Source organism: Arthrobacter sp. CC3 (assembly GCF_039907775.1).
Lineage (GTDB): Bacteria > Actinomycetota > Actinomycetes > Actinomycetales > Micrococcaceae > Arthrobacter.
The window spans coordinates 1-15,067 of sequence record NZ_JARCCY010000011.1; the positions used below are offsets into that span (position 1 = coordinate 1).

Genomic DNA, 15,067 nt, shown 5'->3' on the forward strand with positions numbered 1-15,067 from the left:
GTGCCCTTGTTGGTCTTGACACCCACCACGCGGTTGCCGTCCTTGATGAAGCCGGTGACTTCACAGTTCTGGATGATATCCACACCCAGCTCGTCGCACTTGCGGGCGAAGGCCCACGCCACGTGGTCGTGCTTGGCGATACCGGCGCGCGGCTGGTAGGTGGCGCCCATGACGGGGTAACGGATGTTGTCACTGATGTTCAGGATCGGGCAGAGTTCCTTGACCTGCTTCGGGTCCAGCCACTCCGCGTCCACGCCGTTGAGCTGGTTCGCACCCACCCGGCGCATGCTCTCGCGGACATCGCCCAGGGTGTGGGCGAGGTTCATCACGCCGCGCTGGCTGAACAGGAAGTCGTACTCCAGTTCCTCGGGCAGGATCTCCCAGAGCTTCAGGGCGTGCTCATAAATGGCCGCGCTCTCGTCCCAAAGGTAATTGGAACGGATGATCGTGGTGTTCCGGGCCATGTTGCCGCCAGCCAGCCAACCCTTTTCCAGGACCGCAATATTGGTCATGCCATGGTTCTTCGCCAGGAAATACGCCGTAGCCAGACCATGCCCGCCACCGCCCACAATCACGGCGTCATAAGAGGACTTAGGCTCCGGGTTGCGCCAAAGGAAATCCGGGTGCTCGGGGAGCTGGTGGGTGCTCACTGGGCTGCTCCAATCAGGTCTGCTTCGAAGGCGGCAGTGTCGGTGCCGCTGTTGAGGTGAGGGTAGAGGGGGAACTGTTCGGCGAGGGCGGTCACCCGGGCGCGGAGTTCGACGACGGTGCTGTCACCCAAGGTGCCGGTGCTCGCGGACGCAATCAGCGCCGTCGCGATGATGTCCGCTACTTCGGTGAATTCCTCGGCGCCGAAGCCGCGGGTGGCCAGGGCCGGCGTGCCGATCCGGAGGCCGGAGGACACCATCGGCGGGCGCGGGTCGAACGGCACGGCGTTGCGGTTCACGGTGATACCGATCCGGTGCAGGGCGTCTTCGGCCTGCTGGCCGTCCAGTTCAGAGTTCCGCAGGTCCACCAGGACAAGGTGGACGTCGGTGCCGCCGTTGACCACGGAGATGCCTGCCGCGGCAACGTCCGCCTGGAGGAGCCGGTCGGCCAGAAGCTTCGAACCCTGCAGGACGCGCTCCTGGCGTTCCTTGAACTCCGGGGAGCCGGCGAGCTTGAAGGCCACGGCTTTGGCGGCGATGACGTGCTCCAGGGGGCCGCCCTGCTGGCCGGGGAAGACTGCGCTGTTGATCTTCTTGGCGTACTGCTCCTTGGCGAGGATGACACCGCCGCGGGGGCCGCCGAGGGTTTTGTGGGTGGTGGTGGTGACGACGTCGGCGTACGGCACCGGGTTGGGGTGCAGCCCTGCGGCTACCAGGCCGGCGAAGTGGGCCATGTCCACCATCAGGTAGGCGCCCACGAGGTCCGCGATCCGGCGGAACTCAGCGAAATCGAGCTGGCGGGAGTAGGCAGACCAGCCGGCAACGATGAGCTTCGGGCGGTGCTCCAGTGCCAGCGCTTCGACTTCAGCCATGTCGATCCGGAGGTCGGACTCCCGCACGTTGTATGGGACCACGTTGTAGAGCTTGCCGGAGAAGTTGATCTTCATGCCGTGGGTGAGGTGGCCGCCGTGGGCCAGGCTCAGGCCCATGATGGTGTCGCCCGGGTTCAGCAGGGCGAACATGGCGGCGGCGTTGGCCTGCGCGCCGGAGTGCGGCTGCACATTGGCGAATTCAGCACCGAAGAGCGCCTTGACGCGATCAATGGCCAGCTGCTCGATGACGTCCACGTGCTCGCAGCCGCCGTAGTAGCGCTTGCCCGGGTAGCCCTCGGCGTACTTGTTGGTCAGCACTGAGCCCTGCGCCTCCATGACGGCGGACGGGGCGAAATTCTCCGACGCGATCATTTCCAGGGTGGACTGCTGGCGGCCCAGCTCATTGGCAATGGCCTGCTGGACCTCGGGATCGACTACGGAAAGTCGCTCGTTCAACTGCTCAACCACGGATGCTCCTTTGAGATACCACTCTTGCTGTAACTAATATATTAGTGTGAGGTCAATGGTATGATTGGTATCACAAAAGAGTCAATAGCGGGAAGCAAGTGGCACTGGGCTTCCGGTTAGGACCCGATCGCCCGGTAGTGAAGCTGAGCGATGAAGAACTGAGTAGCCATGAACGGAGCGGCACCTTGAATGCACTTCCTGTTTTGCCACCCGCCGAGGACGAAGTCCTGTCCCAGGCGGAGGCCGCCTATCGGCAGCTGCGCGACAAGCTGATCATGCTCGAGATCCGGCCGGGCGAACCCATCAACGACGGTCAGCTGGCGGCCGAGCTCGGGTACGGCCGCACTCCGGTGCGCGAGGCAATCAAGCGGCTGGAAGTGGACCACTTGGTGGTGTCCTATCCGCGCCGGGGAACCTTTGCCACGACCGTGGACTTCACGGAACTGGCCGATGTCTCGGAGGTCCGGGAGCTGCTGGAGCCCCTGGCGGCACGCAGCGCGGCCACGAGAGCAAACGCCGCCATGCGCCGCGAGCTGCTGCACGTTGCCGACACCATCGCCGGGCTGGATCCGAATCCCAGCCAGTCCCGCGACCTCATGCGCTACGACCTGACCGTGCACCGGCTGATCTACAAGGCCGCAGCCAACCCGCACCTGGAAGACACCTTGATCCGCTACGACAACCTGGCCACCCGCATCTGGTGCTTGGTCCTGGACAAGGTGCCCTCGGTGAGCGGCCACGTCACCGAACACGTCGAGCTGCTCAAGGCAGTGGCGGCGGGCGACGCCGACAAAGCAGGCGAGCTGGCCCTGCACCACGTGACGAGCTTCGAAGAGACCATCCGCAAGGTGCTCTAAACGCTCTCTCACTTTCCGGCGTTAACAACGGAACGCTCTTTCACTTTCCTCAAGAAAGTGAGAGAGCGTCCCGTGGGGGCTGGCAGCCTTACCGGCCGCCTCCGCCGATCACCCCGGCTTCCACGGCCTTCGTGACGGCGTCCGCCTCGGCCTGGGTCAACTTGCCGTCGGCAACGGCGGTGTCCAGCCTGGTCTTGAGGGCGGCGGCACGTTCGGCCTGGCCCGCAGCCCGGATTTCCTCCAGGGCTGCGGTGACCTTGGATTCCTCGACGCCGAGCGACTCCGCAAGGGACTTGGCCATCGCCGCGTCCATGGCGGAGCGGTCCGGTTTGGCGCCTTCGGCAGGCGCAGTACCTTCGGCAGGCGCCGTACCCTCGGCAGGCGCCGTGCCGTCTGCCGCCTCGGTGGGCTTGTTGGCGTCCCGGAAGGCCTTGATCGCTTCGGTCACCTTGGCTTCCTCAACGCCAAGCTTCGTGGCAAGGTCAGCGGCCAGCTGGCCGCGGTCCCCTCCCTTGTGGCCGCCCCGCTTTCCGCTGTCGGTGGCCGCGGTGCCGTCGGTGCTTGCCGACGCCGACGCCGTGGCACTCGGCGTCGGGGTTTCGGCGGCCGACGCCATTCCGGTGACTCCCAGGCCGGCGCCGAGCGCCAAGGCCCCGGCCGTCAGGCCAAGGGTTATTCTCTTTGTGCGTGACATCTGATGTCTCCTCGATCCGCCGTGTGAACGGCTCTTTGGGAAGAACGGCCGGTATGCACCGTCCTTCACTCAAAGATGCAGCGCCAACATAGGGCACTGCTGTTCGGATCCTGTCGGCAGGCTGTGAAAGCGGGCCGGGAGGTCATTCATCTGTCATGGCTGCCTGAATGTGGCGGTTCAGCCGTTTCTTTTCCAGCTCTTCGGCCACCGGACGTTCAGCAGCAGCAGACCCAGCAGGAGCGAGTCAATGGTCATGATTGCGGCCATGAGGTAGGCCCAGCCGATCATCATGGCTTGTTCACCACCAACCTGCGGCGTGGACACTTGGCGGGCATCGATGATCGCATATCAATCTCCTGACGTGGATCCCCCCAGTCAATCGATAGTCCACCAAGTGTGGCACGGCCGCGGCCCGGACGGAACGGCCCGCACTACTCGAATCCGGCCCTTGTAATACACCGAAAAGCGCGCGGAATACTCGTTAGATAATCGCCGCGCGGAGCTGCTTGGCGGCGAGCGCGGGATCGTCGGCGCTGTAGATGGAACCGCCGACGACGGCGACGTCCGCGCCTGCGCGCTGCACAGCTTCGATGGTGGAAAGGTTCACTCCGCCGGCCACGGAGAACGGCACGCGGGCTTCCTCGCCGGCGTTCAGCAGCACATCCAGGTTGTAGCCCGGCTTGGCCTGCTCATCCAGGCCCGCGTGGAACTCGATGAACTTGGCACCGAGGGCACGGGCTTCCTTGGCGCGGGTGACTTTGTCCGCGACGCCGATCAGGTCGACGACGATGCCCTTGTTGTGGGCCTTGGCTGCTTTGACCGCGCCGGAGATGGTGGAATCGTCCGCGCCGCCGAGGACGGACACCAGGTCCGCGCCTGCACTGAAGGCGATCTCTGCCTCCAGTTCGCCTGCGTCCATCGTTTTGAGGTCAGCGAAAACGATCTTGTCCGGGTGGGCGGTCTTGATGGCGGTCACGGCGGACAGGCCTGCGTTCTTCACCAGCGGAGTGCCGAGCTCGATGATGTCGACGTATTCGGCAACCTTGCCGGCGAGTTCGAGGGCTGCTTCGACGGTCAGGACGTCTATGGCGACTTGCAGTTTCATGTGTCTGTTCCTTGCTTGTTGAGGGGTTTGGTTGGCTTGGTTTGGTGCGGCTATTCGAGATTTGCGTGGCGGAGCCACAGGTCTTCCGGCGCGATGGCTTCTTCATCCCAGAGGCTTTGGAACACCGCTTCCGTGGTGGTGAACAGCACCTGTTCGAAGAGGCTGCCCGAATACTGCCGGGAGACAGCCGAACCGTGGTCCGTCTTTTGTGCGGCGGGAATTACGACGACGGCGGACGCCGCCTCCGCGAGCGGTGAACCCGGGTTGGTGGTGTACACGGCCACCCGCGCGCCCTGGGCAGCTGCGGTCTGTGCCGCTTTGACAACACTGGAGGTGGTGCCTGAGCCGGAGGCGGCGAGCAGCACGTCTCCAGCCGTAATGGCAGGGGCCGTGGTCTCGCCCACCACATGAACCGCCAGCCCCAGGTGCATGAGCCTCATGGCGGCCATTTTCAGGACGAGGCCGCTGCGGCCGGCGCCGGTGACGAAGATCCGCTTCCCGTACCGGATTTCCGCGGCAAGGGCGGCAACCTGGTTCGGATCCACCCGGGCGGCTGTCCGCTGGATCTCGTCCAGCACCAGGAGCTGGTTCCTGGTGACCGATGTTGCTTCGGCTGTGTCCGGCGTTCCAGCCAGGGCTGCAGGTTCGGCGTCCGTGATGACACTCAAGGGATTACCTCCTTCGGGGCGGTTGCTGTCCTTCAATCCTCTGACGCCGAACGGGTGGGCGCCACGGCATGATCGGACGGTTTTCCCCACCCAAAGGGATAGGCATAACCGAGGATTTCCATACAATGGATGGGTGCCAGTCACCGCAGAAGCCACCCTTTCCACCCTCACGCCTGAGCCGCCCGCGGGCCTGATGCCGCTGCTGGAGGCGATCACATGCCTGTCCGCGGCTCCGCTGACCGAGATTGCCCAGAGGCTGCACCAGGCCACTGCGCCGTACCTGCGCAGCAGCGCCCTGGTGATCTTTACCGAAGACTGCACGGGGCGTCCGCAGAAGAAGTCCGGCGACGAGTCCGTCATCAGCCGGGTCTCCATCGCGGAGCTGGACCACATCAGGACGTCGCTGAATTCGAGTGGAACCTGGCGCGGCACGGCCGCGATCGGGGGCACGGACCGCACGGCCCTGGCCCTGGGTTCACCCACAAACGCGTTGCTGGTCCTTACCGACCCGCAACCCGTGGGGCAAGCCAGCCTAGACATCGGTGCCGGCGGAACCGGCGGGGAAGCACAGCTGCCGTGGCAGGTCGGCTACCTCTGGAACCTCGCCGCCGAGCGGATCCGGGAAAAGGTGGCGGATGCACCGCCGTCGTACCTCATTGAGTCCCGGGCGGCGTCAGCCGAACGCGTCAGGGTGACGGCGGAGCTGGTGGACCGGCACTCGACAACCCTGGAGACCCTGCTCGCCGCCCTCCGCTCCCCCGCCCTTCCGGACGAAACTGCACGAAAGTCCGCCACCGACTTCGCCGCAAAAGCCCTTGTGGAGCTGCGGACACTCAACGACCGCACCACCGAACTCGTCGAAGAACCCGTTGCCACGGCGTTCCAGCGCCTCCGCGAGGATCTCCGCCCCCTCATGCACTTCAGCGGTATCGACGTCCAGTTCATCGAGCCGCCCGTCAACGGCCGCGCCCTCCCCGGGGAAGTTGCGCATGCCGCCCGGGCGATCGTCCGCGGACTGGTGCTCGCCATGGTTGAACAGCCGGATGTTCGGCGCATCCGGACCCAGTGGGATTGCGACGGCGCGAACCTCCTCATCAATGTGCGCGACGACGGCCTGGGCAGCCTTTCCGCAGAGGCCCCCAGCATCGCCCGCCTGGCGCAGCGGGTGGAAGTCTTGAACGGCCGGATGGCGATCGACCTCATGCAAGGCTGGGGTGCCGACGTCGCCGTCACCATTCCGCTGGACCCGCCCGGGCGCTCGTTGCCCGACGTCGCCGCCTGGAACCTGGGCGACCGCGAATTGGAAGTGCTGCAACTGCTTGCCGCCGGGCAGCGGAACCGCGCGATCGCCGGAAAACTGCATGTCAGCGAGAACACCGTCAAGTTCCACCTGCGCAACATCTACCGCAAACTCGGAGCCACATCCCGCACCGAGGCCATCGCCTTGGCGCACAGCAACGGGCTGCGCAACTAAATGGGAATCGAAGTTCGTCCGGCAACGGAGTTTGTGGACGTCAAGACGATGCTGGGGCCCAGGCGTCCGGACGCGACGGTGTGCTGGTGCCTGAGCTACCGCATTCCCGCCAAACAGAACGCGGCGCTGAAGAGCACTGCCCGCGGGGAACTGGTGCAGGGGCTGGTGGCGCAGGATCCGCCGCCCGGAGTTCTGGCGTATGACGGCGGGGAGGTAGTGGGGTGGGCAGGCGTCCATCCGCGCGCCGATACCGGCTTCGCCCGAAACCGCCGGATCCCCCACGTGGACAATCTGCCCGTGTGGTCGGTCTGGTGCATCAGGGTGCGGCCGGGATATCGCGGCAGGGGGATCTCCCATCAGCTGTTGCAGGGCGCAGTCGAGTTTGCGCGCTCATACGGCGCGCCCGCCATTGAGGGTTACCCGGTGGATAACCAGGGCAGGAAAGTGGATCTGACGATGGCCTATGTCGGCACACGCGGGCTTTTCGAGAAGGCAGGCTTCGCCAAGGCCGCGGACACCGACTCCGTCCTCAACGGTTTCCCGCGCGTGCTGATGCGCCGCGACCTGCGCTGACCGCCGGCCCCGCAGCGGTTCCGAGCCCATTCGAATGCTTCCTGCCATCCTCCCCCAGGCCCGGACTGATGCCACTGCATGATCGGACGGTTTCGCCTACCCGAACGGGTGGGGGTATGGCGGGAGCGTTCGAACGTCCGCTGCAGGGGTCAGGTCATATTCTTGACAACGCCTGTGAGCTACCGCACTCTGTTGCATAAGCTGAACCTTGTTGATCACTGCGGAACACGAAGGCAACGACCGATCCGGTCCTCACCCGGCGTGCCAGTTCCCTTCGTAGAAAGTCATGGTCCTGGACTGCGCCTTTATGGCCCTGACCTCCGAGGACCCACCGAACCTGTCCGCGGGGCCTGCGCAGGCACCCTGCATCGAAGCCCCGCCAATACTCAGTAAGGAAACCTTTATGACAAACAAAGGTGACATAACAACCGCTCAAAGAGGCAAAGACAGACAGAACTCCCGCAGGCTCACGATGTCCGACATCAACATCGTGGACCAGCGGATGCTTAAGAAGGCCCTCGGCGGCACCATCGTGGGCAACACCATGGAGTGGTACGACGTCGGCGTGTTCGGCTATCTCATCACCACCATGGGACCCGTATTCCTGCCGGAGGCAGACAAGGGCGTCCAGACCCTGTTCCTGCTTGGCACCTTTGCCGCAACGTTCATCGCCCGCCCACTCGGCGGCATGGTCTTCGGCTGGCTGGGCGATAAGGTGGGCCGCCAAAAGGTGCTGGCAGCGACCCTCATGCTGATGGCGGCAAGCACCTTCGCCGTCGGCCTCCTGCCGGGGTACGCACAAGTTGGCATCTGGGCGGCCACACTGCTGGTGCTCCTGAAGCTCGTGCAAGGATTCTCCACGGGCGGCGAGTACGCCGGCGCCACAACCTTCGTGTGCGAATACGCCCCGGACAAGCGGCGCGGGTTCTTCGCCAGCTTCCTGGACATGGGCTCCTACATCGGATTTGCCCTGGGCGCTGCCACGGTGTCCCTCCTGCAGGTCACCCTGGGGCAGGCGGCCATGGAGGACTGGGGCTGGCGGATCCCGTTCCTGGTGGCCGGGCCGCTGGGCCTGGTTGCAATCTACTTCCGGAACAAGATCGAGGAATCGCCCCAGTTCCAGGCAACCCTTGACGCGCAGGAGGGGGCCGCCGTCGAAGCTGCCGCGGGCGACAAGGATGTTGCCGGCGGTCCGCTGGGCGTCATGAGGACCTACTGGCGCCCGATCGTGCTGGCCATGATCCTCGCGGGCGCGGCCAATACCGTGGGCTATGCCCTGACCTCCTACATGCCGACATACCTGACCGAATCCAAGGGCTATGACCCGGTCCACGGCACTCTGCTGACCATTCCCGTGCTGGTGGTGATGTCACTGTGCATTCCGCTCACAGGGAAGCTCTCGGACCGCATCGGGCGCCGCCCGGTGCTGTGGATCGGAGCCGGAAGCACCATCCTGTTTGCCGTCCCCGCGTTCCTCCTGATCGGGATGGGCGAGATCTGGTCGACCCTGGTCGGACTGTCCCTGGTCGCCTTCCCCGTGACGTTCTACGTTGCCAACCTGGCCTCGGCGCTGCCGGCGCTGTTCCCCACTTCGTGCCGGTATAGCAGCATGGGCATCGCCTACAACTTCTCCGTTGCCATTTTTGGCGGAACAACGCCCTTCCTGGTGCAGGGCCTGATTGAGGCCACGGGTGACGACATGGCCCCCGCGTACTATCTGATGGCGACATCGGTGATCGGCGCGATCGCCATCTATTTCCTGAAGGAATCTGCACGCCGCCCGCTGCCCGGCTCCATGCCGAGCGTGGACACCGCAGCCGAAGCGCACGCGCTCCTCGCAGCCCAGGACAACGATCCCTTCATCGAATGGGACGAGCCGCCGTTCGAGAAGCGCGCCGAAGCCTCGGCGGGAGCTGCCAGGGCCTAACCGGCACGCATTCTCCACCGGCTCGTGCGCGTCGCGCACCCGCACGTGTCCCCGTCGCAGTCAGCGACGGGGACACAGCCTTGTCTGGTCAGTGCTGGCGGCCAAAACCGGCTATTGACCTCGCCGGCTCGCCAGTATACGCTTTCCAGAATCACTGATATATCAATAACGTTATTAGACATATATCTATCGCCTTCCATCGGGTTCCGGTGGACAGCAGGTACGCCACCGCGGCCAAGCCTCGTGACCGTGCTGGGCGGTCAACCAGCACGCAAAGCCCCTCGGGAACACACGGCACCCTTTCCGCCCCAGCCCCTAGCAGCCAGGAATGGACAAATGATCGGTTCAGAAGAAACTATCGACACCCACGGCAGGCTTGCATCGCAGCAGCCCACGCCCGGCGGTGGTGCGGCCGGGGCCGACGAGCTCATCGGCGAAGCGCTGGGGCTGGCCGACGCATCCGTGCTCTCCGGCAAGCCTCTTGCCAAGCTGATCCAGCAGAAGGCCCGGGCCGAAGCCAAGGCCCTGGCCGACGAGGGATCGGCTCCAACCCTCGCCGTCGTGGTTGCCACAGAGGACAGCTCCACACACTGGTATGTGCGTTCCATCGAGCGCGCCGCAGAAAACGCCGGCATCGACTGCAGGATCATCGACGTGGGCCATGACGCCACCGAACAAGTGCTCGTCGCCGTGCTGAAGGACCTCAGCGCTGAGCCATCCGTCAACGGAATCATTCTGCAGACTCCCCTGCCTCCCGGCGTGAAGACCGAGGAACTGGCCAAGCACATTTCCCCGGCCAAGGACATCGACGGCGCAAACCCGCTGAGCCTGGGGCTCCTGGCCGTGGGTGAACGCGCCTTCGCGCCAGCAACGGCACGCGCCGTCGTCGAAATGCTGGACTACTTCGAAATTCCGGTGGCCGGGCGGCACGTGGTGGTTGTGGGCCGTTCCACGGTGGTCGGCAAGCCGCTGGCCCTGCTGCTGTTGCAGAAGGACGCCACCACCACCGTCTGCCACTCCAGGTCCGGTCCGCTGCGGAGGTACACAAAAACTGCCGACGTCGTGGTTGTTGCCGCCGGCCGCACCGGCCTGATCACAGGGGACGACGTTTCCAAACATTCCGTGGTCATCGATGTGGGGACCAATGTGCTTTCCGACGGCTCACTCGCCGGCGATGTGGACGGCACCAGCGTGCGCCCGGTAGCTGCCGCGCTAACGCCGGTCCCCGGCGGTGTGGGCTCCGTTACAACAGCGCTGCTGCTGCTCCACGCCGCCGAAGCGGCACGGGAACAGTCCCGCACCGCCCGGACGACGGTGTTTGCATCATGACCGGCGTCGCGACATCACCCCGCGCCGCGGATCCCGCCGTGGGCGGCACCAAGGTGGTGACAGACTGGACCGCGCTCATCCCGGGTGATTTCGTCACAGTGCTGGAGGGTCTCACAGTCCCATGTTCAGGCTGGATTGACGAAGTCACCGAGGATGGCGCCATCGTATGGCTCGTCTTATCGCTGGGGCGCGGCCGCCGCATGTTCTTTCGCGCGGACGGGGACATCATCACGGTCAACATGGCGTGACCAGAGCCCCGTCTTCGGGAACCAACAGGTCCGCCCAACCATCTAACCAACGAGGGAGCACCCAGTGGCAGCTCAAACCCTTGCGATCGTCGGCGGGCCGGGATCAGACGGCGGGCGGCCCGCCGTCGGCGATCACACCTGGGCGGCAGCACGCCGCCTGGCTTTCGACTGCGCCCGCCCCCTCGGACTGGAGCGCGTCCCGCTTGGCGAGGCGAACGGACGAACCCTGGCCGCCGACCTCATCACCTTGCAAGAGATGCCACACTACGCTTCGTCCGCAATGGACGGCTGGGCAGCCTGCGATGATGGTCCCCGGGTGCTTAGGGAACCGGGGATGCCGCTCGGGAGCAGCCAGGCCATCCTGATGGTGGACGGCAGCGCACCGGCCGGCGAGGTGCTGATTGCCGCAGGGACAACCCTGAATCCCGCCCATGTCGCTTTGGCGGCCGTTGCCGGCTTCGATCGGCTGGAAGTACGAGGCAAGCCACTGGTCAAAATACTGGTCAGCGGTTCGGAGGTGGTGACTTCCCGGGTCCCTGCAGCCGAGCAGGTCAGGGATGCGTTCGGGCCCCCGCTCGGTATCGTCATCGGCATGCTCGGGGGCACTCCTGGACCGCTGGTCCGCATCGGTGATTCCTACGAGGAATGGCTTACAGGGCTGGGCGCCGCCGAAGCGCCGATGGCCCGGTGGCCCGAGGTCGTCGTGACCACCGGCGGGACCGGACGCTCCGGTGCGGACCATTTCCGGAAGGCCATCGCCGCCCTTGGCGGACGGCTCCTCATCGATGGCGTGGCCGTGCGGCCGGGCCACCCCGCAGCCCTGGCCAAACTTCCCAACGGGCGGTTCATCATCGGACTTCCCGGCGACCCGCTGGCAGCCCTGATGGCACTCTTCACTGTTGGAGGTCCCCTTCTGGCCGCACTCGGCCATCAGCCGCTGGCCGAGACCACCCAGGTACCCTGCGGTGCGACGATCTCCGCCCACCCTGCCTCCACCCGGCTCATGGCGTTCCGCTGGATCAACGGCCTCGCGGTTCCGGCCCCCTACGCCGGGCCCGGAATGCTGCGCGGGCTGGCTGCCGCAGACGGCTTCTTGGTAATCCCTCCGCGCGGGGCTCAACGGGGCGAGCAGGTGGCAGCATTGGGTCTCCCCTGGCGCCCGGAACTGTAGCCGCAGGCCGCCCCTCCCCGGCATTCCCGTCCTCGCAACGGCTGGCATCTCCCCTGCGAATCCGACGCCCGGGCAGCTAACACAAAGCCGCGTGATGACGTCCGCGCGCCCGCCTCAGTCTAGGATCAGAATTGGGAATCAGGTGGGACAAGGGCGAGCCTGACCTCCGGTCACGGCAACAACACGGGAGCATCTCTGATGGCTGCAAGAGACGAACTAGGGACTGACAAGGATCCGGATATCCAAGGCGGAGGTGTCCAGTCAGTGGACCGCGCCCTCCAGATCCTGCAGATCCTTGCCCGTGACGGCCATGCCGGAGTCAGCGAGATTGCCGAAGAAATGGGCGTTCACAAGTCCACCGTCTCGCGGTTGCTCGGCTCGCTGGTGACCCGGGAGATGGTGCACCAAAACAGTGATCGGGGAAAGTACCAGCTGGGGTTTGGCGTCCTCCGCCTGGCCAGTTCCATTCCGGGCAGGCTGAGCCTGGTGCGGGAGGCACGCCCGGTGCTCGAAAGCCTGGCCGAGGAATTCAAGGAAACTGTCAATCTCGCGGTGCTTCGTTCCAACTATGCGGTAAACGTGGACCAGGCCATGGGGCCGTCCACGCTGGCCACCTATGACTGGGTGGGCAGCCTTACACCCCTGCACGCCACCTCCAGCGGCAAGGTGCTCCTGGCAGCCCTGCCGGCCGACGAACGGGAGCGGGTCCTGAAGAAGACGGGCCTGGCAGCCCGGACACAGCGGACCATCACCAGCCGCAAGGAACTTGAAAAGCAACTCCTCGACGTGTCCCGCGACGGCTACGCGGTGGTCCACGAGGAGTTCGAGATCGGTCTCACCGCCATTGCCGTCCCGGTCTGCAACCATGCTGGAACGGTCATCGGGGCCGTGAGCATCTCCGGCCCTTCGTTCCGCTTCGACCCGGAAAACACTCCCGGCCTGATCCAGGGCCTCCGGGCCGCCGGCCTGGTCATCAGCGGAAAAATGGGTTACACCGGGCATTAGGCACCCAACCGGTGATCGGGCGAGTCGAAATCCCGGTCTCGACAGGCTCGGCCCACCGGCCGTCCTGACCCTGTACTACGCCAGAACGACGGCGACACACCGGCAAGTCCGGAGTGTCGCCGTCGTTCGCGGTTTAAACAGGGTCACGACGGCGGGCGGCTCGGGTGGCTCGGATGGCGGGCGGCCCCTTGCGGGGGTCAGCCTGCGGCGTAGACGTCGGTTTCACGTTTCAGCCGGCGGGTGATCAGCTCCACCCTCCTGGACATGTGCGTGCCCACTTGGAGCCTGTCACCGGGCCAGCTGGAGGCCTCCCGGGAGTCTTCGAGCGCCTTGGCCAGGGCGCGGGACAGGGCATAGACCTTCCAAACGTGCTTCAGGTGGTGGACGGTCCGCTTCTTGTAGCCGGGCGCTTGCTGCATCAGGCGGACGGCGGCGCGCGCCATGGCGTCGCCCAGCAGTTTCTCCCCGCTGTGAATTCTTTCCATGCGGACCTTCACCATCCCCAGTGCGCCGACCCATGTCGTTGAGTGCTTCCTTCGAGTGTGGCGAAGGCAGCTCAGCGTCCGCTCAAGGCTCTGCAAGGATTTGCTCAAGACCCGGCCGGCGGGCTGACGGAGTATGTTGGGAAACCGACGAAAGGTGGATCTCGATGACGGAACCGGACTGGGTCCAACACGCTATCTGGTGGCACGTGTACCCGATCGGCTTCGTAGGGGCGGAGCCTTCGGCCGGCGCGCCGGCCGGCGCTGCGGACCGGCCCCCGGTCCACCGGCTCGGCCAGCTGGTTCCCTGGCTCGATTACGTCGTGGAACTCGGAGCTTCCGGGCTGGCCCTGGGGCCGGTCTTTGCCTCGGAGACCCACGGCTACGACACCACAGACTACTTCCGCATCGACCCCCGGCTGGGCGACGACGCGGACTTCGACGAGCTCATTGCCCAGTGCCACGCCCGCGGGCTGAAGGTCCTGCTCGACGGCGTCTTCAACCATGTGGGCCGCAGTTTCGGGCCCTTCCAACGCGTGCTCACCGAAGGGCCCGGCGCTCCCGCCGCCTCATGGTTCCGCCTGCAGTGGCCGGAGTCCGGGTGGACGCCGGGGACCGAGCCCGGCTATGACGACTTCGAGGGCCACCACCACCTGGTGGCGCTCAACCACGACGACCCCGGCGTTGCCGCCCTGGTCACGGACGTGATGAAGCACTGGCTGGGCCGCGGGGCGGACGGATGGCGGCTGGACGCAGCGTACGCCGTGCCGGCGTCGTACTGGGCGCCGGTGCTGGCGGAGGTGCGCCGCGACTTTCCGGAGGCCTACTTCGTGGGCGAGTACATCCACGGCGACTTCGCCGAAGAGGTGGAGCGGAGCACCCTGGATTCGGTGACCCAATACGAACTGTGGAAGGCGGTCTGGAGTTCCCTCAACGATGCCAACTTCTACGAACTAGCGTCCGCTCTGGAGCGCCACAACGGGTTCCTGGACAGCTTTGTGCCGCTCACGTTCGTGGGCAACCACGACGTCACCCGCCTGGCCAGCAAGCTGGACAACCCGGACCAGCTGGCGCTTGCACTCACTGTCCTGCTGACGGTGGGCGGGACGCCCAGTATCTACTACGGCGATGAGCAGGCCTTCCGCGGCGTCAAGGAGGACCGCGCCGGCGGCGATGACGCCGTCCGTCCGGCGTTCCCCGCCGGCCCCGCGGAACTGGCAGCGGCCGGCTGGCCCGTTTACCACCTGCACCAGGAGCTGATCAGCCTCCGGCGGCGGCATTCCTGGCTGCACCGGGCGCGCACCACCGTGCTGACGCTCAGCAACGAGCACCTCGTCTACCAAGCCAGGGACGACGGCGGTGCGGACAACGGCGAAACAGGCGACGGCGGTGCGCTGACAGTCGCGCTGAACCTTTCGGCCACGCCGGCGGACCTGCCCGTGCCGTCCGGGGCAGGCACACTGCTGGCCGGGCAGGGCCGCCAGCGTCCTGAACGGAACGTTGTCAGCCTGCCCGGCTTCGGGTGGGCGGTGCTCGGGATCGGCTAG

At 65.7% G+C, this 15,067-nt stretch carries 16 protein-coding genes; 9 read left to right on the forward strand and 7 right to left on the reverse strand.

Going from position 1 to position 15,067, the window contains the following annotated elements; genetic code table 11:
* Both PV761_RS08595 and glyA read right to left on the reverse strand, forming a co-directional pair.
* A partial coding sequence (locus tag PV761_RS08595; protein WP_347895915.1) for an FAD-dependent oxidoreductase occupies positions 1-650 on the reverse strand: 650 nt, incomplete at its 3' end.
* Positions 647-1,987, reverse strand: coding sequence for a serine hydroxymethyltransferase (gene glyA, locus PV761_RS08600; protein WP_028272641.1), 1,341 nt, complete (start codon positions 1,985-1,987; stop codon positions 647-649). The genes glyA and PV761_RS08595, both read right to left, overlap by 4 nt.
* Before the next feature lie 185 nt (positions 1,988-2,172).
* Here glyA and PV761_RS08605 point away from each other — a divergent pair, with 185 nt between their 5' ends.
* On the forward strand, positions 2,173-2,844 hold the full coding sequence (locus tag PV761_RS08605; protein WP_043439575.1) for a GntR family transcriptional regulator: 672 nt from the start codon (positions 2,173-2,175) through the stop codon (positions 2,842-2,844).
* Between the two features lie 88 nt (positions 2,845-2,932).
* On the opposite strand, the gene PV761_RS08610 is transcribed toward PV761_RS08605, so the two are convergent.
* From PV761_RS08610 to hxlB, 4 genes are all read right to left on the reverse strand, one after another.
* Positions 2,933-3,538, reverse strand: a complete 606-nt coding sequence (locus PV761_RS08610) for a hypothetical protein (RefSeq protein WP_347895918.1) — start codon at positions 3,536-3,538, stop codon at positions 2,933-2,935.
* Between the two features lie 177 nt (positions 3,539-3,715).
* The gene (locus tag PV761_RS08615; RefSeq protein WP_156037210.1) at positions 3,716-3,862 is read right to left on the reverse strand and encodes a hypothetical protein; all 147 of its coding nucleotides are present in this window, start codon (positions 3,860-3,862) and stop codon (positions 3,716-3,718) included.
* Positions 3,863-4,019: 157 nt separating this feature from the next.
* The gene (gene hxlA, locus PV761_RS08620; protein WP_347895920.1) at positions 4,020-4,643 is read right to left on the reverse strand and encodes a 3-hexulose-6-phosphate synthase; all 624 of its coding nucleotides are present in this window, start codon (positions 4,641-4,643) and stop codon (positions 4,020-4,022) included.
* Between the two features lie 50 nt (positions 4,644-4,693).
* The gene (gene hxlB / locus PV761_RS08625) at positions 4,694-5,311 is read right to left on the reverse strand and encodes a 6-phospho-3-hexuloisomerase (RefSeq protein WP_051629076.1); all 618 of its coding nucleotides are present in this window, start codon (positions 5,309-5,311) and stop codon (positions 4,694-4,696) included.
* Between the two features lie 193 nt (positions 5,312-5,504).
* Here hxlB and PV761_RS08630 point away from each other — a divergent pair, with 193 nt between their 5' ends.
* The 7 genes from PV761_RS08630 to PV761_RS08660 all read left to right on the forward strand — a co-directional run bounded on the left by PV761_RS08630 (position 5,505) and on the right by PV761_RS08660 (position 13,038).
* Entirely contained in the window at positions 5,505-6,785 is a 1,281-nt protein-coding gene (locus PV761_RS08630; protein WP_347896089.1) for a LuxR C-terminal-related transcriptional regulator, read from the forward strand.
* On the forward strand, positions 6,786-7,358 hold the full coding sequence (locus PV761_RS08635) for a GNAT family N-acetyltransferase (RefSeq protein ID WP_347895923.1): 573 nt from the start codon (positions 6,786-6,788) through the stop codon (positions 7,356-7,358).
* A gap of 403 nt (positions 7,359-7,761) precedes the next feature.
* Positions 7,762-9,285: an MFS transporter gene (locus PV761_RS08640; RefSeq protein ID WP_347895925.1), complete on the forward strand. Its 1,524-nt coding sequence runs from the start codon at positions 7,762-7,764 to the stop codon at positions 9,283-9,285.
* A gap of 336 nt (positions 9,286-9,621) precedes the next feature.
* Positions 9,622-10,614, forward strand: a complete 993-nt coding sequence (locus tag PV761_RS08645; RefSeq protein ID WP_347895927.1) for a bifunctional 5,10-methylenetetrahydrofolate dehydrogenase/5,10-methenyltetrahydrofolate cyclohydrolase — start codon at positions 9,622-9,624, stop codon at positions 10,612-10,614.
* Positions 10,611-10,862 carry a hypothetical protein gene (locus PV761_RS08650; RefSeq protein ID WP_043439554.1) on the forward strand — a complete coding sequence of 84 codons (252 nt, stop codon included), beginning with the start codon at positions 10,611-10,613 and terminating at the stop codon, positions 10,860-10,862. The genes PV761_RS08645 and PV761_RS08650 overlap by 4 nt, the downstream gene beginning before the upstream one ends.
* Positions 10,863-10,947: 85 nt before the next feature.
* Positions 10,948-12,033, forward strand: coding sequence for a molybdopterin-binding protein (locus PV761_RS08655; RefSeq protein ID WP_347896091.1), 1,086 nt, complete (start codon positions 10,948-10,950; stop codon positions 12,031-12,033).
* 198 nt (positions 12,034-12,231) lie between these two features.
* On the forward strand, positions 12,232-13,038 hold the full coding sequence (locus tag PV761_RS08660) for an IclR family transcriptional regulator (protein WP_347895929.1): 807 nt from the start codon (positions 12,232-12,234) through the stop codon (positions 13,036-13,038).
* A gap of 197 nt (positions 13,039-13,235) precedes the next feature.
* On the opposite strand, the gene PV761_RS08665 is transcribed toward PV761_RS08660, so the two are convergent.
* Positions 13,236-13,523: a hypothetical protein gene (locus tag PV761_RS08665; RefSeq protein ID WP_347895931.1), complete on the reverse strand. Its 288-nt coding sequence runs from the start codon at positions 13,521-13,523 to the stop codon at positions 13,236-13,238.
* 164 nt (positions 13,524-13,687) lie between these two features.
* Here PV761_RS08665 and PV761_RS08670 point away from each other — a divergent pair, with 164 nt between their 5' ends.
* The gene (locus PV761_RS08670; RefSeq protein WP_347895933.1) at positions 13,688-15,067 is read left to right on the forward strand and encodes an alpha-amylase family glycosyl hydrolase; all 1,380 of its coding nucleotides are present in this window, start codon (positions 13,688-13,690) and stop codon (positions 15,065-15,067) included.

Bases quoted from the DNA above. Each gene is read 5' to 3' on its own strand.
- PV761_RS08610 (WP_347895918.1), bottom strand. From the start codon at position 3,538: ATGTCACGCACAAAGAGAATAACCCTTGGCCTGACGGCCGGGGCCTTG.
- hxlA (WP_347895920.1), bottom strand. From the start codon at position 4,643: ATGAAACTGCAAGTCGCCATAGACGTCCTGACCGTCGAAGCAGCCCTC.
- PV761_RS08630 (WP_347896089.1), top strand. From the start codon at position 5,505: ATGCCGCTGCTGGAGGCGATCACATGCCTGTCCGCGGCTCCGCTGACC.
- PV761_RS08635 (WP_347895923.1), top strand. From the start codon at position 6,786: ATGGGAATCGAAGTTCGTCCGGCAACGGAGTTTGTGGACGTCAAGACG.
- PV761_RS08640 (WP_347895925.1), top strand. From the start codon at position 7,762: ATGACAAACAAAGGTGACATAACAACCGCTCAAAGAGGCAAAGACAGA.
- PV761_RS08645 (WP_347895927.1), top strand. From the start codon at position 9,622: ATGATCGGTTCAGAAGAAACTATCGACACCCACGGCAGGCTTGCATCG.
- PV761_RS08650 (WP_043439554.1), top strand. From the start codon at position 10,611: ATGACCGGCGTCGCGACATCACCCCGCGCCGCGGATCCCGCCGTGGGC.
- PV761_RS08660 (WP_347895929.1), top strand. From the start codon at position 12,232: ATGGCTGCAAGAGACGAACTAGGGACTGACAAGGATCCGGATATCCAA.
- PV761_RS08665 (WP_347895931.1), bottom strand. From the start codon at position 13,523: ATGGAAAGAATTCACAGCGGGGAGAAACTGCTGGGCGACGCCATGGCG.
- PV761_RS08670 (WP_347895933.1), top strand. From the start codon at position 13,688: ATGACGGAACCGGACTGGGTCCAACACGCTATCTGGTGGCACGTGTAC.